19 protein-coding genes are annotated in these 18,723 nt (G+C 68.6%); 8 read left to right on the top strand and 11 right to left on the bottom strand.

The features are described from left to right. Positions 1 to 2: 2 nt before the first annotated feature. Positions 3 to 542, top strand: a complete 540-nt coding sequence (locus tag J7495_RS03160; protein WP_294054625.1) for a CinA family protein — start codon at positions 3 to 5, stop codon at positions 540 to 542. Here the strand turns inward: J7495_RS03160 and J7495_RS03155 are convergent. The 3 genes from J7495_RS03155 to J7495_RS03145 form a co-directional block, all read right to left on the bottom strand. Then, positions 464 to 964, bottom strand: a complete 501-nt coding sequence (locus tag J7495_RS03155) for a type II toxin-antitoxin system RatA family toxin (protein WP_294054624.1) — start codon at positions 962 to 964, stop codon at positions 464 to 466. The two genes, J7495_RS03160 and J7495_RS03155, sit on opposite strands and share 79 nt — an antisense overlap. Before the next feature lie 26 nt (positions 965 to 990). After that, positions 991 to 1,914: a lipoyl synthase gene (gene lipA, locus J7495_RS03150; protein ID WP_294054623.1), complete on the bottom strand. Its 924-nt coding sequence runs from the start codon at positions 1,912 to 1,914 to the stop codon at positions 991 to 993. 64 nt (positions 1,915 to 1,978) lie between these two features. Next, on the bottom strand, positions 1,979 to 2,638 hold the full coding sequence (locus J7495_RS03145) for a PEPxxWA-CTERM sorting domain-containing protein (protein ID WP_294054622.1): 660 nt from the start codon (positions 2,636 to 2,638) through the stop codon (positions 1,979 to 1,981). 181 nt (positions 2,639 to 2,819) lie between these two features. Here J7495_RS03145 and J7495_RS03140 point away from each other — a divergent pair, with 181 nt between their 5' ends. After that, positions 2,820 to 3,449, top strand: a complete 630-nt coding sequence (locus tag J7495_RS03140; RefSeq protein WP_294054621.1) for a carbonic anhydrase — start codon at positions 2,820 to 2,822, stop codon at positions 3,447 to 3,449. Between the two features lie 57 nt (positions 3,450 to 3,506). Here the strand turns inward: J7495_RS03140 and J7495_RS03135 are convergent, their stop codons facing one another. The 4 genes from J7495_RS03135 to aspS all read right to left on the bottom strand — a co-directional run bounded on the left by J7495_RS03135 (position 3,507) and on the right by aspS (position 8,268). Continuing rightward, on the bottom strand, positions 3,507 to 3,989 hold the full coding sequence (locus J7495_RS03135) for a PEPxxWA-CTERM sorting domain-containing protein (protein ID WP_294054620.1): 483 nt from the start codon (positions 3,987 to 3,989) through the stop codon (positions 3,507 to 3,509). A gap of 118 nt (positions 3,990 to 4,107) precedes the next feature. After that, entirely contained in the window at positions 4,108 to 4,887 is a 780-nt protein-coding gene (locus J7495_RS03130) for a polyphosphate kinase (protein WP_294054619.1), read from the bottom strand. 32 nt (positions 4,888 to 4,919) lie between these two features. Beyond that, complete coding sequence (locus J7495_RS03125) at positions 4,920 to 6,311, bottom strand: L-serine ammonia-lyase (protein ID WP_294054618.1); 1,392 nt, start codon at positions 6,309 to 6,311, stop codon at positions 4,920 to 4,922. Positions 6,312 to 6,429: 118 nt separating this feature from the next. After that, entirely contained in the window at positions 6,430 to 8,268 is a 1,839-nt protein-coding gene (gene aspS, locus J7495_RS03120; protein ID WP_294054617.1) for an aspartate--tRNA ligase, read from the bottom strand. A 142-nt stretch (positions 8,269 to 8,410) separates the two neighbouring features. Between aspS and rnd the strand changes: the two genes are divergently transcribed. Together rnd and J7495_RS03110 are read left to right on the top strand one after the other, a co-directional pair. Then, entirely contained in the window at positions 8,411 to 9,586 is a 1,176-nt protein-coding gene (gene rnd, locus J7495_RS03115) for a ribonuclease D (RefSeq protein ID WP_294054616.1), read from the top strand. Next, complete coding sequence (locus J7495_RS03110; RefSeq protein ID WP_294054615.1) at positions 9,583 to 9,885, top strand: I78 family peptidase inhibitor; 303 nt, start codon at positions 9,583 to 9,585, stop codon at positions 9,883 to 9,885. Before rnd ends, J7495_RS03110 begins: the two co-directional genes overlap by 4 nt. A gap of 119 nt (positions 9,886 to 10,004) precedes the next feature. On the opposite strand, the gene J7495_RS03105 is transcribed toward J7495_RS03110, so the two are convergent. The 4 genes from J7495_RS03105 to J7495_RS03090 are packed head-to-tail and all read right to left on the bottom strand — an operon-like array spanning position 10,005 to position 15,630. Next, complete coding sequence (locus J7495_RS03105) at positions 10,005 to 11,501, bottom strand: Ppx/GppA family phosphatase (RefSeq protein ID WP_294054614.1); 1,497 nt, start codon at positions 11,499 to 11,501, stop codon at positions 10,005 to 10,007. Between the two features lie 6 nt (positions 11,502 to 11,507). Next, positions 11,508 to 13,736 carry an RNA degradosome polyphosphate kinase gene (locus tag J7495_RS03100; protein WP_294054613.1) on the bottom strand — a complete coding sequence of 743 codons (2,229 nt, stop codon included), beginning with the start codon at positions 13,734 to 13,736 and terminating at the stop codon, positions 11,508 to 11,510. Next, positions 13,733 to 14,353: a chromosomal replication initiator DnaA gene (locus J7495_RS03095; RefSeq protein WP_294054612.1), complete on the bottom strand. Its 621-nt coding sequence runs from the start codon at positions 14,351 to 14,353 to the stop codon at positions 13,733 to 13,735. Before J7495_RS03095 ends, J7495_RS03100 begins: the two co-directional genes overlap by 4 nt. After that, positions 14,350 to 15,630, bottom strand: coding sequence for a heavy-metal-associated domain-containing protein (locus J7495_RS03090; protein WP_294054611.1), 1,281 nt, complete (start codon positions 15,628 to 15,630; stop codon positions 14,350 to 14,352). Before J7495_RS03090 ends, J7495_RS03095 begins: the two co-directional genes overlap by 4 nt. A gap of 92 nt (positions 15,631 to 15,722) precedes the next feature. Between J7495_RS03090 and purM the strand changes: the two genes are divergently transcribed. The 4 genes from purM (at position 15,723) to J7495_RS03065 (ending at position 18,723) form a co-directional block, all read left to right on the top strand. Continuing rightward, complete coding sequence (gene purM / locus J7495_RS03085) at positions 15,723 to 16,826, top strand: phosphoribosylformylglycinamidine cyclo-ligase (RefSeq protein ID WP_294054610.1); 1,104 nt, start codon at positions 15,723 to 15,725, stop codon at positions 16,824 to 16,826. After that, entirely contained in the window at positions 16,816 to 17,385 is a 570-nt protein-coding gene (gene purN, locus J7495_RS03080; RefSeq protein ID WP_294054609.1) for a phosphoribosylglycinamide formyltransferase, read from the top strand. Before purM ends, purN begins: the two co-directional genes overlap by 11 nt. Then, on the top strand, positions 17,382 to 17,753 hold the full coding sequence (locus tag J7495_RS03075) for an MmcQ/YjbR family DNA-binding protein (protein WP_294054608.1): 372 nt from the start codon (positions 17,382 to 17,384) through the stop codon (positions 17,751 to 17,753). Before purN ends, J7495_RS03075 begins: the two co-directional genes overlap by 4 nt. A 274-nt stretch (positions 17,754 to 18,027) precedes the next feature. Then, on the top strand, positions 18,028 to 18,723 hold the full coding sequence (locus J7495_RS03065) for an endonuclease/exonuclease/phosphatase family protein (protein WP_294054606.1): 696 nt from the start codon (positions 18,028 to 18,030) through the stop codon (positions 18,721 to 18,723).

Raw genomic sequence — 18,723 nt, 5'->3', positions numbered from 1 at the left:
GCATGGACACCATACTTCCTCCCCAGCTCGTCGACGCCGCGCGCAAGGTCGTCGACGCCAATCGCGCGCTCAACCGCCGCATCGCCGTCGCCGAGAGCTGCACCGGAGGACTCGTTTCCGCCGCGCTCACCGAGATCCCGGGCTCGTCCGACGTGTTCGAATGCGGATTCGTGACCTATTCGAACGAAGCCAAGGTGAGCGCGCTCGGCGTGAGCCAGGAAGTGCTCGAGACCTTCGGCGCCGTCTCGATCGCGGTCGCCTGGAGCATGGCGCAGCGCACGATCGAGCGCTCGGACGCCGATGTCTCGGTGGCGATCACGGGAATCGCCGGCCCCGGTGGCGGGACCGAGAAGAAGCCGGTAGGCACGGTGGTCTTCGCGCGCTGCGAGCGCGGCGGCGATCCGCAGGACGTCGATGCCGATGCGCGCCACTTCCCTGATACCGGGCGCGGCGGAATCCGGCTTCAGGCGGCGCTCTGGGCGCTCGAGCTGCTGATGCCGCGCGACGAGGAGGCCCCCGCCCCCGTCGAGGAATCGCCGTAGAGCCGCGCCGCGCGCTCCTCGAAGGCATTGACCATCTTGCGCACCGCGCGATCGAACACCTGGCCGGCGAGCATCTCGAACATCCGGTTCTTGAACGCGAAGTCGACGCAGAACTCGATCCGGCAGCCGCCTTCGGGTGCCGGCGCGAACTTCCAGTCGTTGTTGAGATGCTTGAGCGGCCCGTCGAGATAGTCGACGCGGATATGCTCGGGCCGGGTCTTGGACACACGCGAGCTGAAGGTCTCGCTGAGCCCCTTGAACCCCACGATCACGTCGGCGACCATCTCGGTCTCGCCGTTCGAGCGCACCCGCGTCGCAGTGACCCAGGGCAGGAACTCCGGATAGCGGCCCACGTCCGCCACCAGCTCGAACATCTGCTCGGGCGTGTACGGCAGCGTGCGGACTTCGTGGTGGCGGGGCATCCAGCTATTCCATCATCCCAGCAACATTAAGCCGTCGCCTTCGCCAGCTTCGCCTCGCGCGCAGCCTTCATCTTCGCGAAGTCGTCGCCCGCATGGTAGCTCGAGCGGGTGAGCGGCGAGGATGCGACGAGCAGGAAGCCCTTGGCCCGCGCGATCGCGCCATAGGCCTGGAACGCCTGCGGCGTGACGAACTCGGCGACCTTGGCGTGCTTGGGGGTCGGCTGGAGATATTGGCCCATGGTCAGGAAATCGATGTCGGCCGAGCGCATGTCGTCCATCACCTGGTGGACCTCGAGCCGCTCCTCGCCGAGCCCGAGCATGATGCCCGACTTGGTGAAGATCGTCGGATCGAGCTTCTTCACCGTCTCGAGCAGCCGCAGCGAGGCATAATAGCGCGCGCCCGGGCGGATCGTCGGGTAGAGCCTCGGGACGGTCTCGAGATTATGGTTGTAGACGTCGGGCCGCGCCGCGACGATCGCTTCGACCGCCGCCTCGTGCTTGTTGCGGAAGTCGGGCGTGAGGATCTCGATCGTCGTGCTCGGCGTGTTCCGCCGGAGCGCCTCGATCACCTTGACGAACTGCGAGGCGCCGCCGTCGGGCAGATCGTCACGGTCCACCGAGGTGATGACGATATGCTCGAGCCCCATCTCGGCCGCGGCGGTGGCGACATGCTCGGGCTCAAGCGGATCGACCTTGCGCGGCATGCCGGTCTTGACGTTGCAGAAGGCGCAGGCGCGCGTGCAGACGTCGCCCAGGATCATCACCGTCGCGTGCTTCTTGGTCCAGCACTCGCCGATGTTGGGGCACGCCGCTTCCTCGCAGACGGTGGCGAGGTTGAGGCGGCGCATCAGCTGGCGCGTTTCGGCGAAGCCGGCGGAGGTCGGCGCCTTGACGCGGATCCAGTCGGGCTTGCGCTGGCGTTCCGGGCGGACCGGGGAAAGCTCGTTCATGCTGGGCAAATAGAGCGGCGGGGCCGGACGCGCCAGCCCCGCCGGATGCATTTCTCGCAATCGGTCAGGCTGTAGCGAGCAAGCCCTGCCCGCGGCGCCGGCTGCGCAGCGTGCCGCCGACCATCGCGAAGCCGCCGATCAGCATCACCCAGGTCGCCGGCTCGGGCACCGCCAGTGCGATGAACTTGAAGTTCGCGCCCAGCCAGGGGCCCGGAAGGTGGTCCGTCTGGTAGGGATATTCCGCCCTTCCGCTGTTGTTGTACTGGTCCTGGATGAAGTTGATCAGCGGATCGATCGTGCCGATGCCGCCCTGCCCGTTGTTGAACGACGTCCCAGCCTCGAGCGAATAGGAAGCGATCACGTAGATCCGTCCGGGCGTCATCAGGTAGGGCTGGATGCTCCTGTAGCGGAAATGGTTGTCCAGCGTGCCGGCGCCCGCCGCAATATGCTGATAGAGCAGTTGATCGCTGTTGTGCGCGTTCCACAGGCCGATCGCAGCCTCGCCGTAAAGACCATCGTCGCCGTCGTCGAACACGCCGAGCGCGGTGATCAGCAGCGGCTTTGCCACGGTGAAGCTGAAGCCCAGCATCAGCGGCGCCGAGAAGAATGCGCCCGGCGTGGCCAGCTCGATCGCGGTGGTCGCGCTGGCGGGCGCTGCATGGAAGGCAGCCGCCAGAGCCAGAGCGCAAAGAGCGCCACGCGTCGTCTTTCGAAGCGATTTCATTTCTTCCCCCCGTTACTTGAGCGATATCGATTTGATTTGCAGCATCCAGTAACCTCGAAGCCTATGCCCCCTTGGCCGCGGATCAACCCAAGGTCGCCGTTTCATCTGTTTCACGTTGATTCCGCATCGGACTCATCCGTGCCGGGATTGCCCTCGCCCGTCCGGCCTCCTAGTGGGAGGCATGACCGATTTCGCCGACCTGCTCGACGGCTACCAGCGCTTCCGCACCAGCGAATACCGCCGTCACCGCGACCGCTGGGCCGAGCTCAGCGAGGGCCAGAACCCCAGGGTGATGGTGATCGCCTGCTCGGACAGCCGCGTCGATCCCGCGCAGATCTTCGACACCACGCCCGGCGAGATCTTCGTGGTGCGCAACGTCGCCAACCTGGTACCGCCCTTCGAGCTCGGCGGCGGCCGCCACGGCGTCTCGGCGGCGCTCGAATTCGCGGTGACGCAGCTCGAAGTGCCCGAGATCGTGGTGATGGGGCACGGCGCGTGCGGCGGCGTCCATGCCGCGCTGTCGCGCCGCTTCGAGCATGCGCCGCCGGGTGCCGGCGGGTTCATCGCGCATTGGGTCGACATGCTCGACGAGGCGCGCGACCGCATCGTCGCCGAGCATGGCACAGGCGAGGAAGCCATCCGCGCGCTCGAGCTCGAGACGGTGCGGGTGTCGCTCGCCAACCTGCGCACCTTCCCCTGTATCCCGGAGCGCGAAGCGGCGGGCACGCTCAAGCTCCACGGCGCCTATTTCGCGATCGCCGACGGGGTGCTCCATGTGCTGGGCGACGACGGCGAGTTCGCACCGGCCTGACGCGAAAAGGCCGGCGCCCGCCAAGGTGCGGACGCCGGCCCCTCGAAACCGCGGGCCTCAGGCGGCGAGCTTGAAGCTCACCTTGCGCGAGCGGACGCGCATCGCGCCGCCGGCCAGCGCGAAGCCGCCGATCATCATCGCCCAGGTCGCGGGCTCGGGCACCGCCGGGGCGGGCGCGTTGGTGATGGTGACCTGGCTGCCGCCCTGGAGGAAGATCGGGCCGCCCGGCGCGAAGGTCGGTGCGCTCGTCGATCCGCCGAAGAGCACTGCGCCATAGGGATCGGCGACCGGGGTAGGACCGACGTAGAGCGATACGCCGCCGCCATAGAGCGACGTCCAGAAACGCGCGAAGCTGTAGGGCGAATTGCTGACGTTCACGTCGAAGCTGCCGAAGGTGACGTTGAACGGCGTCGGGTTCGAATCGAGTTCGAACGAGCCGGTGATCGACCCGGTGAAGGTGAACAGCAGCGTGGTCGCCTGCGCCGGCGCGGCGATGGCGAGCGCGGCGGTGGCGGTCAGCAGGCCGACAAACTTCTTCATGGAATTCCCCCCAAAGACGATTCGTGCGCGGCATGATTGGCCCGCGCCTTCACATATTGCTAACCTTTAATGCAGGTTAGCGTGCCGCTTTGGGATGAATCGCTCAAATGCGGACCGTTCAATCCTTCAGCCCCAGCGCCTTGCGAGCGACCTTCACCACTTCGGGATCGAGCGGCGGCGGCGTCATCGGGACATGCTCCTCCAGCCGGTCGGCGATCGCCTCGAGCGCGGCGATGCGCGCGGCCTTCTTGTCGTTGCCGTCGATCACGATCCAGGGCGCGCGCTTGGTGTCGGTGCGCTCGAACATCTCGTGCATCGCGTCGAGGTAATCCGCGCGCCGCGCCCGGTTGCGATAATCGTCGAGCCCGGTCTTCCAGCGCTTCCACGGATGCTGAAGCCGGTCGCGCAGGCGCTTGTCCTGCGTGTCCTGCGTCACATGGACGAACACCTTCACCAGCGTCGTGCCGCTATCCGCCTGCTGCTCCTCGAAGGCGTTGATCTCGTCATAGCCGCGCTTCCACTCGTCCTTGCTGGCATAGCCTTCGACGCGCTCGACGAGCACGCGGCCGTACCAGCTGCGGTCGAACACCGAGATGTTGTGCACCGGCGGCAACCGGCGCCAGAAGCGCCAGAGGAAGTGATGCGCCTTCTCCTCGTCGGTGGGGGCGGCGATCGGCCAGACCTCGAAATAGCGCGGGTCCCATTCGGCGGTGAGCCGCTTGATGATCCCGCCCTTGCCCGCGCCGTCCCAGCCCTCGAACAACACCACCGCGCGGCGCTTGTGGACGATGTGCGCGACATGGATGTGGCTCAGCCGCTTCTGCAGCTTGGCGAGCTTCTTGTCGTAATCGCCCTTCAGGGGCTTGCCGGCTTCATAGTCCGAAAGATCGATGCTCATGGCGCCGAGGTTCGGCCCGGACGCGCGATCCGTCAACAGGCGACGACGTTGACCGCCAGCCCGCCCTGCGCGGTCTCCTTGTACTTGGACCGCATGTCCTCGCCGGTCTGGCGCATCGTCTCGATCACCGCGTCGAGGCTGACGATGTGGCTGCCGTCGCCGTGCATCGCGAGATAGGCGGCGTTGATCGCCTTGATCGCGCCCATGGTGTTGCGCTCGATGCAGGGAATCTGGACGAGCCCGCCGATCGGATCGCAGGTGAGCCCGAGATTGTGCTCCATGCCGATCTCGGCGGCATTCTCGATCTGGGCGTTGGTGGCGCCGAGCGCCGCCGCGAGTCCGGCCGCCGCCATCGAGCAGGCCACGCCGACTTCGCCCTGGCAGCCCATCTCGGCCGCCGAGATCGAGGCGCGCTTCTTGTAGAGGAAGCCGATCGCCGCGGCGGTGAGCAGGAAGGTGCGCGAGCCAGCGGGCGTCGGGCTGGCGCAGAACGCTTCGTAATAGCGCAGCACCGCGGGGATCACCCCCGCCGCGCCGTTGGTCGGCGCGGTGACGACGCGCCCGCCGGCGGCATTCTCCTCGTTCACCGCGAGCGCCCAGAGGCTCACCCAGTCGAACACCAGCGACGGATCGGTGCGCGGGCCCCTCGCGAGCAGCCGGTTGTGGAGGTCGCGCGCCCGGCGCTTTACCTTGAGCCCGCCGGGCAACTCGCCCTCGCCGCGGCAGCCGCGGTCGATGCAGGCGAACATCGCCGCGCGCAGCGTGTCGAGGAAAGCGTCGGTCTCGGCATCGTCGCGCCACGCGGCTTCGTTGGCGCGGACGATGTCGGCGATCGACACGCCCTGCGCCTCGGCGACCGCGAGCAGCTCGGCGCCCGAGGCGAAGGGCAAGGGCAGCTTGACGTTCGACTGCGGCGGCTCGCAGCTCCCCTGCACCACCGCGCCGCCGCCGATCGAATAATAGAAGGTCTCCCAGGGCTCGCCCTCGGCATAATGCGCGACGAAGCGCATGCCGTTGGGGTGCGAGGGCAGGAACCTGTCCTCGCGGAAGACGAGGTGGCGGCCCTCGACGAAGGGCACCGGGACATGGCCTCCGAGCGAGAGCTTCTGCTCGGCGCGGATCGTGGCGACGATCGTCGCGACCGCATCGGGGTCGACGCGCTCGACGCAGTGGCCGGCGAGGCCGAGCATCACTGCGGTGTCGGTGGCGTGGCCGCGCCCGGTGAGCGCGAGCGAGCCGAACAGCTCGCAGGAGACGGAAGTGGGCGTGCCCCGGTCGAGCGCCTGCTCGGCGAAGGCGTGCGCGGCGCGCATCGGCCCGACGGTGTGCGAGCTCGATGGGCCGATGCCGATGGTGAACAGGTCGGCGAGCCCGATCGTCGCTTCCGCCCGGGCGCGGGCTTGCGCGTTCGTCTGGTCCAACATGGCCACTCCTGCCTTGCCCATGATCGTCACCCCGGCGAAAGCCGGGGCCCAGGGTCGCACAGGACGTCGCTCGTGGCCCTGGGTCCCGGCTTTCGCCGGGATGACGGTTGAGATGGGATCAACCCGCCGCCGGGTCCACCACGGCCGCGGTCTCCTTCTTCGCCAGGTCGGCCGCGACTTGCGGCGCCAGGCGGATGTGGAGCTCCTTGAGCTGCTTCTCGGTGACGAGGCTCGGCGCCTGCATCATCAGGTCCTCGGCCTTCTGCGTCATCGGGAAGACGATCACTTCGCGGATGTTGGGCTCGTCCGCCAGCAGCATCACGATGCGGTCGACACCCGGCGCCGAGCCGCCGTGCGGCGGCGCCCCGAACTTGAACGCGTTGATCATGCCCGCGAAATTGGTGTCGACCATCTCCTGGCTGTAGCCGGCGATCTCGAACGCCTTGTACATGATGTCGGGCCGATGGTTCCGCACCGCGCCCGAGCTCAGCTCCACGCCGTTGCAGACGATGTCGTACTGATAGGCGAGGATATCGAGCGGGTGCCTGGTCTCGAGCGCCTCCAGCTCCCCCTGCGGCATGCTGAAGGGGTTGTGGCTGAAGTCGATCTTGCCGGTCTCCTCGTCTTCCTCGAACATCGGGAAGTCGACGATCCAGCAGAATTCGAAGCGCTTCCTGTCGATCAGGTCGAGCTGCTCGGCCGCGCGGGTTCGCGCCAGGCCGGCGAGCTTGGCGGCGACCGCTTCCTTGCCCGCGGCGAAGAAGATGCCGTCGTTGGGGCCGAGGCCCATCGCCTCCGCGATCGCCTTCATGCCGTCCTGGCCATGGTTGTTGGCGATCGGGCCGCCGAACACGCCGTCCTTCTGCGTCGCATAGCCGAGGCCGGGGAAGCCCTCGGTCTGCGCCCAGCTGTTCATGTCGTCGAAGAACTTGCGGCTCTTCTCGTGCGTGTTCGGCGCAGGGATCGCGCGGACGACGTCGCCGCCCTCGACGATCGAGGCGAAGCGGCCGAAGCCCGAGCCCTTGAAGAAGTCGGAGACGTCGGTGATGAGCAGCGGGTTGCGCAGGTCGGGCTTGTCGTTACCGTACTTGAGCATCGACTCGCGATAGGGGATGCGCGTGAAGGGTAGCGGCGAGACCGAGCGGCCCTTGCCCTCCCAGTCGGCGAATTCCTCGAACACGCCGTGGAGCACCGGCTCGATCGCGGCGAACACGTCGTCCTGCGTCACGTAGCTCATCTCGAAGTCGAGCTGGTAGAACTCACCCGGCGAGCGGTCGGCGCGGGCGTCCTCGTCGCGGAAGCAGGGGGCGATCTGGAAATAGCGGTCGAACCCGGCGACCATCAGCAGCTGCTTGAACATCTGCGGCGCCTGCGGGAGCGCGTAGAACTTGCCCGGATGGACGCGGCTGGGCACCAGATAGTCGCGCGCGCCTTCGGGGCTCGACGCGGTGAGGATCGGCGTCTGGAACTCGGTGAAGCCCTGGTCGATCATCCGCCGGCGCAGCGACGCGATGACGTGGCTGCGGAGGAGAATATTCTTGTGCAGCCGCTCGCGGCGCAGGTCGAGGAAACGGTACTTCAGCCGGATCTCCTCGGGATATTCGGCATCGCCGAACACCGGCAGCGGCAGCTCTGCCGCCGACGACTGGACCATGGCCGAAGTCACGCGGATCTCGACTTCGCCGGTCGGGAGGTTCGGGTTCACCGCCTCGGCCGCGCGGGCGACGACCTTGCCGGTCATGGTGACGACCGATTCGCTGCGGAGCGATTCGATCACCGCGAAGGCGGGGCCGTCGACTTCGGTGACGATCTGGGTGATGCCATAATGGTCGCGCAGGTCGATGAAGACGAGGTCGCCGTGGTCGCGCTTGCGGTGCACCCAGCCCGAGAGGCGGACCTCCTCGCCGACGTGGCTGGCGCGCAGGTCTCCGCAGGTGTGCGTGCGATAGGGATGCATCGTCTCTTCTTCCGAATGACGCCCATATTGGCCCGGGATCGCTCCGGGGCCACGGGCGTTGGGTGTCGATTATGAAACAGGCGCGAGCGCATCCCCGTCACGCACTCTTTTGTCAACCCGAAGACACGTCTATGGCGCCGCGATGCATATTCACGGACTGATCGAAGACAGCGCTGCCCTCGCCAACCTCTGCGCCCGCCTCTCCCAGAAACCCTATGTCGTCGTCGACACGGAATTCATGCGGGAGAACAGCTACTGGCCAGAGCTCTGCCTGATCCAGATCGCCGACGACGAGGAGGCGGCGGCGATCGATCCCAAGGCGCCCGGCATCGACCTGCAACCCCTGCTCGACCTGCTGGTCGACAATGAGGAGGTGCTCAAGGTCTTCCACGCCGGCGGCCAGGACATCGAGATCGTCTACAACCTTACCGGCAAGACGCCGCACCCGCTGTTCGACACCCAGATCGCGGCGATGGCGCTGGGGCAAGGCGAGCAGATCGGCTATTCGAACCTCGTCGACAGCTACCTCGGCATCCAGGTCGACAAGGGCGCGCGCTTCACCGACTGGGGACGGCGGCCACTCGACAAGCGCCAGATCGACTATGCGATCGCCGACGTCACCCACCTCTCGAAGATCTTCCCGCGCATGCTCGAGAAGCTCCGCAAGACCGGCCGCGGCGTGTGGCTCGACGAGGAGATGGAGCGGATCGCCGACCCGAAGAACTACCACAACGACCCCGACGAGGCGTGGCAGCGCGTGCGCGTGGCGACACGCAAGGCCGATGTGCTCGGCCGGCTGAAGGCGCTCGGCCGCTGGCGCGAGCTCGAGGCGCAGGGCAAGGACCTGCCGCGCGGCCGCATCGTCAAGGACGAGACGCTCGCCGATCTCGCCTCCAACCCGCCGAAGAAGCAGGCCGACCTCGGCCGCGTGCGCGGGCTGTCGGCGGCCTGGGCCGGGAACGACATCGGCGGGCGGATGATGGCCGCGCTCGCCGAAGCCAAGCCGCTGAGCCACGACGAGATGCCCTCGCGCGACGAGCGCAAGCCCGCGCTGGGCAAGGACGGTGCGCTGGTCGCGGACCTGCTGAAGCTGCTGCTCAAGATCCGCGCCAAGGAGATCAACGTCGCGGCGCGGCTGCTCGCGCGCTCGGATGAGCTCGAGGCGCTGGCGGCGGGGCAGCGCGAGGGGCTGCCGATCCTCGACGGGTGGCGCTACGAGCAGTTCGGGCGCGACGCGCTGGCGCTGGTCGAGGGTCAGCTTGGGTTCACCGTGCGCGGTGGAAAGCTCAAGATGACCCGAACCGAGGTGCCGTCATGATCCGACTGCTGCTGCCTGCCCTGTCCCTGTTCGCGCTGACCGGCTGCATTCCGCCGGCGCCGCCCGAGGCTGCGCCGGCACCGCTGCCCCCGGGCAAGTGCGATGCGACGGGCGTGCAGGCCCATGTCGGCGCGAACATCTCGACGCACGGGCTGGTCGATTCGATCGTCCGCCAGAGCGGCTCGCGCAACGCTCGCGTGATCCACCCAGGCCAGATGGTGACGATGGACTTCCGCGAGGACCGGGTGAACGTCCGCGTCGACGGCGACGGCAAGATCCTGTCGATCAACTGCGGCTGAGTCGATCGTTTCACGACCATATTACCGTCATCCCGGCGAAAGCCGGGACCCGGGGCCACGAGCGCGTCTTCTGCAACCCTGGGTCCCGGCTTTCGCGGAGATGACGATTTAGGGGAGCATCAGGCCAGCCGCGCTTCCAGCCCGAAGGCTTCGGCGAGCACCTTGTGCCGCCGCTCGACCGATTCGCCGTAGAGCGCCGTGTCCGCGGCATCGAGGCAGAGCAGCAGCGCCTTCCCCTCCACGCGCACCGTCGAGCGCTTGAGCGGACCGGCAACGCCGCCGCTCAGCCGCTGCGCCAGCCGGATCGCCATCCCCCAGCGCCGCGCGCGATCGAGCGACTCGGCGTTGGCCAGTTCGCCGAGCGGCACCGAAGCTTCGCTGCCGCCACCCAAAGCGGTGAACAGCGCCTGGGCGAGCAGCGCGCGCCCGGCGGCGTCGATCGCCACCCAATTGCCGTGCAGCGCGGTCTCGATCCCGCGTTCCGCGCGGAAATCGGGGTTGGCGCGCCAGCCGACGTCGGCGAGCAGGCAGGCGGCGTGGCGCAGCCGCTCGAGTTCGGGCGGCTCGTCGGCGAACAGCGGCGCGACCCAGTCGTTGAGCAGGTCGCCATGCTCGGGGAAGCGGCCGAGCGCCTGTCCCTCCTCGCGCGCCGCGGCGATCAGCGGGTCCTCGCGGCGCTGCGCCGGGCTCAGCCGCGAGAAGAGCAGTCCCTCGCGCAGGCCATAGGCCGAGACGACGGTTTCCTCGCTGCCGAGGTGGCGCAGCACGCTGGCGAGCAGCGCCGCTGCGTCGCTCATCGTCGGCAGCCGGTCCTTGGAGAGCCGCGGGATCGTGCGCAGCTTGGCCTTGTCGGTGCCGCCGAGCGTGCGCACGAGCCGCCCGACGCGCTCGCGCGTCATCGAATATTGGTGGACCACCGGCAGCGGATAGCCGGTGAAATGCATGTCGAGCCGCGCGAGGCTGCGCCACGAGCCGCCGACCATGTAGAAGGGCAGCCCCTCGCCACGCCCTTCCCAGCCGGCCTCGCCCATCAGCTTCGCCACCGCGCGATCGAGCGCATGCGTGCCCTTGGCGCGGATCTTGGCGATGCGCAGCACGCCGAGCGGGAAGGAGACGCGGTCGGTCACCGTGCCCGCGACGACGCGGACCAGCTCGAGGCTGCCGCCGCCCAGGTCGCCGACGATCCCGTCGGCATCGGGGATCGCCGAGAGCACTCCCATCCCTGCCGCGGTCGCTTCCTCGACGCCCGAGAGCAGTTCGACTTCGAGCCCCAGCTTGCGCGCCGCGGCGAGCAGCTCGCTGCCGTTCGAGGCCTCGCGCACCGCCGCGGTGGCCACCACGCGCAGGTCGTCGACCCCGAGCTCGCGCGCCAGCCCTGCGAAGCGCGCCAGCGCCAGAACCGCGGCCTTCATGCTCGCCGCGTCGATCGCGCCCGTCTCACCCAGCGAGCGGCCGAGCCCGGCCATCACCTTCTCGTTGAGCAGGATCGCCGGCAGCCGCGCCGCGCCCTGGTAGACGACGAGGCGGACCGAGTTGGAGCCGATGTCGATGATCGCGACGCGCTGCGAGACGGCGGCGGCTTCGTGGCGCGGCTTGCGGAAGAGGAGCGTGGACATGACCCGTTACTCGATCGCTGTTTCTTCCTGGCGAAGCGTCTCCGGCTCGGCCTCGAGCGCCGCCTTCTTCTTTTTCTTCTTCCGCTTGAACGACAGCTTGGGCACTTCGCGGCTGGCATGCAGCGCCGCGCCGCGCCCCGAGAGCGACGGGTTGGTCATGAAATAGCGGTGGAGGTTGAACGGCGGCGAATCGCCCGGCTCGGTGCGGACATAGCGGCCGTCGGGCCGGAGCTCCCAGCTCTGCTCATTGTCGATCAGATTGGCCACCATCACCTGGTCGAGCACCTGGTCGTGCACGGTCTTGTTGCGGATCGGCAGCATGAACTCGACGCGGCGATCGAAGTTGCGCGGCATCCAGTCGGCCGAGGAGATGAACAGCTTGGCGCCGTCGTTGGGCAGCTCGCGGCCGTTGCCGAAGCACCAGATGCGGCTGTGCTCAAGGAAGCGGCCGACGATCGACTTGACCTTGATCCGCTCGGACAATCCCTCGATCCCGGGGCGCAGGCAGCAGATGCCGCGGATCACCAGCTCGATCTCGACGCCGGCACTGCTCGCTTCGTAGAGCTTCTCGATCACGCCGGGATCGACGAGCGAGTTCATCTTCGCCCAGAGCATCGCGGGCCTGCCGGCGCGGGCATGCTCGATCTCGTCGTCGATCAGCGCCATCAGCCGGTTGCGAAGGTCGCGCGGCGAGATGGCCAGCAGCTCGAGCTTCTCGGGTTCCACATAGCCGGTGACATAGTTGAAGATCTGAGCGGCATCGCGGCCGATCTTCTGATCCGCCGTGAAGAAGCTCAGATCGGTGTAGATGCGCGCGGTGATCGGGTGGTAGTTGCCCGTGCCGAAGTGGCAATAGGTGCGGAACTGCCCGCCCTCGCGCCGCACGACCATCGAGACCTTGGCGTGGGTCTTCCAGTCGATGAAGCCGTAGACGACCTGCACCCCGGCGCGCTCCAGGGCGGTTGCCCAGTAAAGGTTCTGCTCCTCGTCGAAGCGGGCCTTCAGCTCGACCACGGCGGTGACCGACTTGCCCGCTTCGGCGGCCTGGATCAGCGCGTTGATGACCGCGGGCTGCTTGCCGGCGCGGTAAAGCGTCTGCTTGATCGCCACCACATCGGGGTCCGCCGCGGCCTGGCCGAGGAAGGCGAGGACGACGTCGAAGCTCTCATAGGGGTGGTGGACGACGATGTCCTTGGCGCGGATCGCCGCGAAGCAATCGCCGCCATATTCGCGGATCCGCTCGGGGAAGCGCGCGGCGAAGGGCGGGAACTTGAGGTCGGGCCGGTCCTCGTCGACCAGCTTGGCGAGGTCGCCGATGCCGATGAAGCCGCCGGTCTCGGTGAGCACCGCTTCGCTGCCGCCCAGCTCCTCGAGCAACACGTCCTCGATCGCCGGGTCGATCCCCTCCTCCATCTCGAGGCGGATCACTCGGCCTCGCCGCCGGCGCTTGATCGCGCTGCGGAAGGTCATCACCAGGTCCTCGGCCTCTTCCTCGATCTCGATGTCGCTGTCGCGCAGCACGCGGAAGGCGGCCGAGCCGAGCACGTCATAGCCGGGGAAGAGCAGGTAGGAGAAATGCTTGAGCAGCGTCTCGACCGCGACATAGCGCGCGACCTTGCCCGGCAGGCGGACGAAGCGCGGCATCGTCGTCGGGAGCAGCACCAGCTCGCGGATCGGCGTCTTGTCAGACCGGCGGACGAGATCGAAGATCACGCTCGCCCCCTGGTTGGGGATGAACGGGAAGGGATGCGCCGGGTCGAGCGCCTGCGGCGTCAGGATCGGGAAGATCTGGTCGCGGAAATGCTCCTCGAGCCATTCCTCGGTCTTGCCGCCGATCGCGCCGCTGTCGAGCACCTCGATTCCCGCGTCGGCCAGATCGGTGCGGATGTCGGTCCACACCTGTTGCTGGCTGTCGGCAAGATCGCCCGCCTCTTCGGTGATCGCCTCGAGCTGCTGGCCGGGCGTGAGCCCGTCGGCCGAGCGCGTATCGATCTGCTGGAGCTCCTGCCCCTTGAGGCCCGCGACGCGGACCATGAAGAACTCGTCGAAGTTCGACCCCGAGATCGACAGGAAGCGCAGCCGCTCGAGCAGCGGGTGCGCGCGATTGCACGCTTCCTCGAGCACGCGGCGGTTGAAGGCGAGCCACGAGAGCTCGCGGTTGAAATAGCGCTCGGTCGCCGGGTCGGCGGCGAACGGGTCGTTGTCGGCTTGCGCATTCGCGGGTCGAGTCGTCATGCCTCGCTCTCGGAATCGGGCAGCAGGCCCGCCTTGACCAATGTGGCCCGCGCCGGCCTGATCGACAAGCTCGGCGCGCGCCGCTCCAGGGCGTCCGCTTCGATCGCATCCACGACTCGGACGAGCGCGAGATGGCTGCGTTCGATCCGCGCCGCAAGCCACTCGATGAGGTTGGGCGGCGCGACGAGCAAGCGGCGTTCGAAGAGGCGCGCGAGCAGCATGCGGATCAGCGCATCGTCGGGCGCCTCGAGCGTCAGCACCGGCGTCGCCGCGAGCCGCGAGCGCAGGTCGGGGAGCTTGACCGTCCAGGCGGGCGGCGCGGCATCGGCGACGATCAGGATCGGCTTGTGCTCGGCTTGCGCACGGTTCCAGGCGTGGAAGATCTCGGCCTCGCTCGCCAGCTCGGCATCGTCGACCATCGTCCCGCCGGTCTTCGCCGAGAAGATCCGCGCGAGCAGGCTGCGGCCGGACTTGCGCGGGCCGACGAGCAGCCCGGCCATCACCGGCCAGGTCGCCCAGCGTTCGAGATGCTGGACCGCGCGGACATTCGAGTCGCTGACGAGAAACTCCGTCTCGCTCGTCTCGGGAACAACGAGCGGCAGGGGAAGCTGGATCATCCGCCGCCGTTGCCGCCGCCCGCAGGCGCGGGCGATTGTCCGCCGCCGCCGTTCCCGCCGCCGGGCCGCCGGATGCGGAGCACGCCGGCGCCTTCCTGAACGCTCCAGCCGCGCGCCTCAAGCGCCGAGCGGAGCGAGCCGATCGGCCCGTCGTAGCTCACGCGCATCACCGAGATGCCGCCAAGCGCGACGCTGGTCGTGGCCGAGGAACGCACGCCGGGGATGCCGCGCAGCGCGGCTTCGGACGCATCGAACGCGGCGTTGTTCGGGGTCTCGACCTGCACGGTGTAGGTCGCCGTCGCGGCGCTGCTCGCGCTGGCTTCGGGCGTGGGGGTCGCTTCGCCCTGCTCGTCGGTCGGGGTCTCTTCGGTCGCGACCGTCGACGCGCGATAGGCGAGCAGCGGGTCGGGCTTGAGCACGCCCTGGCTCAGTGCGGCCTCGAACAGCGAATTGATCCGCTTGACCCCGGTATCGAGCAGCGAATCGAGCCCGTCGGCGCTGTCGACGCGGAGCGAGAACTGGCCGATCCTCTGCTTGTCCGGGCCATGGCTGGCGATGAACGTGCCGACGATCGGGCCGCCGGGATAGTCGCGGCGCAGCTGCACCTCGGCCATCAGCACGTCGCTCGCGCCATATTGGTGGAGGATCGCGCGCCACCAGCCCCGTCCGCGCCGCGTGCTCTGCGCGGCGTTGAGCAGCAGCGCATCGGGGCCGGTGCCGCCGAGGCGGACATAGTCGATCGTGCTGCTGCCGAGGCGGAATCGCTTCCAGGCTTCGCGCCAGGCCGTGTTGTGCTCGAACGCTGTGCCGGTGCCGCCCGACCACAGGATCGGCAGGATCAGCATCGAGGGCGAGCGCACCACCTGTCCCGAGACGCCGAGGATCGGCGCGGCGCGGCCTCGGTCGAACAGCACGCCGAGGCGGGCGATGTAGCGCGTCGGGCCGAGCTGCTCCTGCTCGACGACGATGCCCGAGACGAGCGAATCGAGCGTCGAATCGGAGATCTGCGCGACATGGCCGGTGAGCTGGCGCGACAGCTTCTCCCAGCCCTTGCGCTGCGCGAGCCGCCAGCCGCCCTGGCGCGCGGCGTCGGCATTGTTGCCGCGCACGTCGACTTCGACGCCCGAGACTTCGAAGCTGTTGCCGTCGATCGCGGGGCCGTTGCTCGCGGCGGGCGCGCCGCCCTTGCCGCCCTGCGCGAGCAGCGACGCTCCGCTGCCGGCGAGTGCGAGCGCGGCCGCCAGGCCGATGATGAGCGATTTGCGCGCCAACCCCATGGCCGCGCTTTTGGCGTGGGGAGATGCCCCTGTAAACACCGCGTTGACAGCGCCGGGGTGACGAGCCCGCCGCTTGCCGCTAAGCGCGCGCCATGAGCGACCCAGAAACTCCCGAAAGCTACACCTACGCCCGGGCCGGCGTCTCGATCGCCGCGGGCAATGCGCTGGTCCGCGCGATCGGCCCGCTCGCGCGCTCGACGCGGCGCAAGGGCGCCGACGCCGACCTCGGCGGCTTCGGCGGCGTGTTCGACCTCAAGGCGTGCGGCTACAGCGATCCGCTGCTGATCGCTGCCAACGACGGCGTCGGCACCAAGCTCAAGCTCGCGATCGAGAGCGGCCGCCACGACGGCGTCGGCATCGACCTCGTCGCGATGTGCGCCAACGACCTCATCGTCCAGGGCGCCGAGCCGCTGTTCTTCCTCGACTATTACGCCACCGCCAGGCTCGACAACGCCGTCGCCGAGCGCGTGATCGCCGGGATCGCCGAGGGCTGCCGCCAGGCCGGCTGCGCGCTGATCGGCGGCGAGACCGCGGAGATGCCGGGGATGTACGCCGAGGGCGACTATGACCTCGCCGGCTTCTGCGTCGGCGCGGTCGAGCGCGAGCGGCTGCTCGACGGCAGCCAGGTCGCGCCGGGCGACGTGATCCTCGGCCTCGCCTCGTCGGGGGTGCATTCGAACGGCTTCTCGCTCGTTCGCCGCCTCGCCTCGGACAAGGGCTGGAAGCTCGACCGCCCCGCCCTGTTCGACGCCGAGGTGCTGCTGATCGACGCGCTGATGGCGCCGACGCGCATCTATGTGAAGCCGTTGCTGCCGCTGGTGCAGGCTGGCGCCATCCACGGACTTGCCCACATCACCGGCGGCGGGCTGCTCGAGAATATCCCGCGCGTGCTGGGGCCGAATTGCCACGCCTTCGTCGACGCCGATGCCTGGGAACAGCCGCGGCTGATGGCGTTCCTCCAGGCGCAGGGCAATATCGAGCCCGAGGAGATGGCGCGGACCTTCAACTGCGGGATCGGCATGGCGGCGATCGTCGCGCCCGAAAAGGTGACTGCAGTCACCGCGGCGCTCGAGGCCGCCGGCGAGACCGTCCATCGCATCGGCGAGGTCCGTGAGGGCAAGCGCGGCTGCACCGTCTCGGGCGGGGACGAAACGTGGAGCGCGCGTGCGAGCTGGTCGGCGACGCATGACGCGTAGCAAGCTCGGAATCCTGATCTCGGGCCGCGGCTCGAACATGATGTCGCTGGTCGAGGCGTCGCGCGCGGCGGACGCTGGCTATGACGTGGTGCTCGTCGCGACCGACAAGCCGGAAGCGCCGGGACTCGCCTGGGCGAAGGAGCAAGGCGTCGCCACCTTCGCGCAATCGCCCAAGGGCATGCCCAAGGCGGAGTATGAGGCAAGGATCGACGCGGCGCTGCGCGAGGCAGAGGCCGAGGCGATCGCGCTCGCGGGGTACATGCGGCTGCTCTCGGACGAGTTCGTCGCGCGCTGGCGGGGCAAGGTGGTCAACATCCACCCCTCGCTGCTCCCCAAGTACAAGGGGCTCGATACCCATGCCCGCGCGATCGACGCGGGCGATGCCGTCGCGGGCTGCTCGGTGCATGTCGTCACCGAAGAGCTCGACGGGGGCGAGGTGCTGGGCCAGGCCGAAGTGCCGATCCTCGCGGGCGATACGCCCGAATCGCTTGCCGAACGCGTGCTGGAGGCCGAGCATCGCCTCTATCCGCAGGTCCTCTCGGAGTGGCTATGCCGATGAGCCCCGACTCCGCCGCGTTCCTCGCGAAGATCCGTGAGATCGCGCTCGCGCTTCCCGAGACCGAGGAGCGCCCGAGCCACGGCCAGGCGACCTTCTTCGCCGGCGGCAAGATGTTCGCCCAGTTCCGCGACGACCATCACGGCGACGACCGCACCGTGATCGTCGTGAAGGTCGGCGACGCCGAAACGCGGACGATGCTGATCGAGGCCGATCCCCAGCTCTACAGCCGCCCCGCCTATTTCCGCGCCGACTGGGTGTCGATCAATCTCGCCCCCCGTGCGCCCGATTGGGAGCATGTCGCCGGGCGGCTCAGGCAAAGCTGGTTGCTCGCGGCGCCGCCGAAGCTGCGCGCAACGCAGGCGTTCTGATGGGATATTCCGTGCCCTCCGCGCGTTCGGCCGGAAATCATGGAACAACAACCTCACCCGATCGAACCGTCCGAAACTGCCGGTACCGCCAGCGCCGAAGAGGGAGTCGTGATGCTCGACGGCCCCAACGGCGTCGCCGTCGCGATGACGCCCGAATGCGCAACGCAGACCGCCGAAAGCCTGCTCGCGGCCGCCGAGACGGCGCGCCGCCAGCCGCATTAGGGCGCGCGATCCCTTGACCGCCGCGCCGCGACCCCGGCATGGCTGAGGTGCGATGATCAAGGTCGCCAGCTACAACATGCGCAAGTCGATCGGCACCGACCGGCGCCGCAGCCCCGAGCGCACGCTCCAGGTGCTGAACGAGATCGGCGCCGACGTGATCGCGCTGCAGGAGGCCGACCGGCGCTTCGGCGCGCGCAGCGCGGTGCTGACCCAGCACCTCCTCGCCGAGCACAGTCCGTGGAAGCCCGTCCCCGTCGCGCTGCGGGCGGCGAGCATGGGCTGGCACGGCAATGCGCTGCTCGTGCGCAAGGACGCGCAGATCCTCGACTGCGAGGCGATCCACCTGCCCGCGCTCGAGCCGCGCGGCGCGGTGATGGCGGATCTTCGCATCGGTGGGCAGACGCTCCGCGTCGTCGGCATGCACCTCGATCTCTCGGGGTTGTGGCGGCGGCGCCAGGCGCATGCGATCATCGCGCACCTCCACGCGAGCACGCGCCAGCACCCGACCGTGCTGATGGGCGACCTCAACGACTGGAGCAACCAGTCGGGCTGCCTCAGGGATTTCGGCAATCACTTCGTCTTCGCCGCCACCGGCCGCAGCTTCCATGCCCGCCGGCCGGTGGCACGGCTCGACCGGATCATGGCGAGCCGCGACCTGCGCATCGCAGATTGCGGCGTGCATGAGTCGCCCGCCTCGCGTACGGCATCGGATCACTTGCCCGTCTGGGCCAAGATAGAACGTGCCTGA

This window comes from Sphingomonas sp. (genome assembly GCF_017745215.1).
Lineage (GTDB): Bacteria > Pseudomonadota > Alphaproteobacteria > Sphingomonadales > Sphingomonadaceae > Sphingomonas.
This window is presented reverse-complemented; position numbering and strand designations above follow the sequence as displayed.

What these genes read in the sequence shown, in the direction of transcription:
- J7495_RS03135 (WP_294054620.1), bottom strand. Translation starts at nt 3,989, where the DNA reads ATGAAGAAGTTTGTCGGCCTGCTGACCGCCACCGCCGCGCTCGCCATC.
- J7495_RS03140 (WP_294054621.1), top strand. Translation starts at nt 2,820, where the DNA reads ATGACCGATTTCGCCGACCTGCTCGACGGCTACCAGCGCTTCCGCACC.
- J7495_RS03105 (WP_294054614.1), bottom strand. Translation starts at nt 11,501, where the DNA reads ATGTCCACGCTCCTCTTCCGCAAGCCGCGCCACGAAGCCGCCGCCGTC.
- J7495_RS03095 (WP_294054612.1), bottom strand. Translation starts at nt 14,353, where the DNA reads ATGATCCAGCTTCCCCTGCCGCTCGTTGTTCCCGAGACGAGCGAGACG.
- J7495_RS03065 (WP_294054606.1), top strand. Translation starts at nt 18,028, where the DNA reads ATGATCAAGGTCGCCAGCTACAACATGCGCAAGTCGATCGGCACCGAC.
- J7495_RS03125 (WP_294054618.1), bottom strand. Translation starts at nt 6,311, where the DNA reads ATGTTGGACCAGACGAACGCGCAAGCCCGCGCCCGGGCGGAAGCGACG.
- J7495_RS03145 (WP_294054622.1), bottom strand. Translation starts at nt 2,638, where the DNA reads ATGAAATCGCTTCGAAAGACGACGCGTGGCGCTCTTTGCGCTCTGGCT.
- purN (WP_294054609.1), top strand. Translation starts at nt 16,816, where the DNA reads ATGACGCGTAGCAAGCTCGGAATCCTGATCTCGGGCCGCGGCTCGAAC.
- J7495_RS03110 (WP_294054615.1), top strand. Translation starts at nt 9,583, where the DNA reads ATGATCCGACTGCTGCTGCCTGCCCTGTCCCTGTTCGCGCTGACCGGC.
- J7495_RS03155 (WP_294054624.1), bottom strand. Translation starts at nt 964, where the DNA reads ATGCCCCGCCACCACGAAGTCCGCACGCTGCCGTACACGCCCGAGCAG.
- lipA (WP_294054623.1), bottom strand. Translation starts at nt 1,914, where the DNA reads ATGAACGAGCTTTCCCCGGTCCGCCCGGAACGCCAGCGCAAGCCCGAC.
- J7495_RS03090 (WP_294054611.1), bottom strand. Translation starts at nt 15,630, where the DNA reads ATGGGGTTGGCGCGCAAATCGCTCATCATCGGCCTGGCGGCCGCGCTC.
- J7495_RS03075 (WP_294054608.1), top strand. Translation starts at nt 17,382, where the DNA reads ATGAGCCCCGACTCCGCCGCGTTCCTCGCGAAGATCCGTGAGATCGCG.
- J7495_RS03100 (WP_294054613.1), bottom strand. Translation starts at nt 13,736, where the DNA reads ATGACGACTCGACCCGCGAATGCGCAAGCCGACAACGACCCGTTCGCC.
- J7495_RS03130 (WP_294054619.1), bottom strand. Translation starts at nt 4,887, where the DNA reads ATGAGCATCGATCTTTCGGACTATGAAGCCGGCAAGCCCCTGAAGGGC.
- rnd (WP_294054616.1), top strand. Translation starts at nt 8,411, where the DNA reads ATGCATATTCACGGACTGATCGAAGACAGCGCTGCCCTCGCCAACCTC.
- aspS (WP_294054617.1), bottom strand. Translation starts at nt 8,268, where the DNA reads ATGCATCCCTATCGCACGCACACCTGCGGAGACCTGCGCGCCAGCCAC.
- J7495_RS03160 (WP_294054625.1), top strand. Translation starts at nt 3, where the DNA reads ATGGACACCATACTTCCTCCCCAGCTCGTCGACGCCGCGCGCAAGGTC.
- purM (WP_294054610.1), top strand. Translation starts at nt 15,723, where the DNA reads ATGAGCGACCCAGAAACTCCCGAAAGCTACACCTACGCCCGGGCCGGC.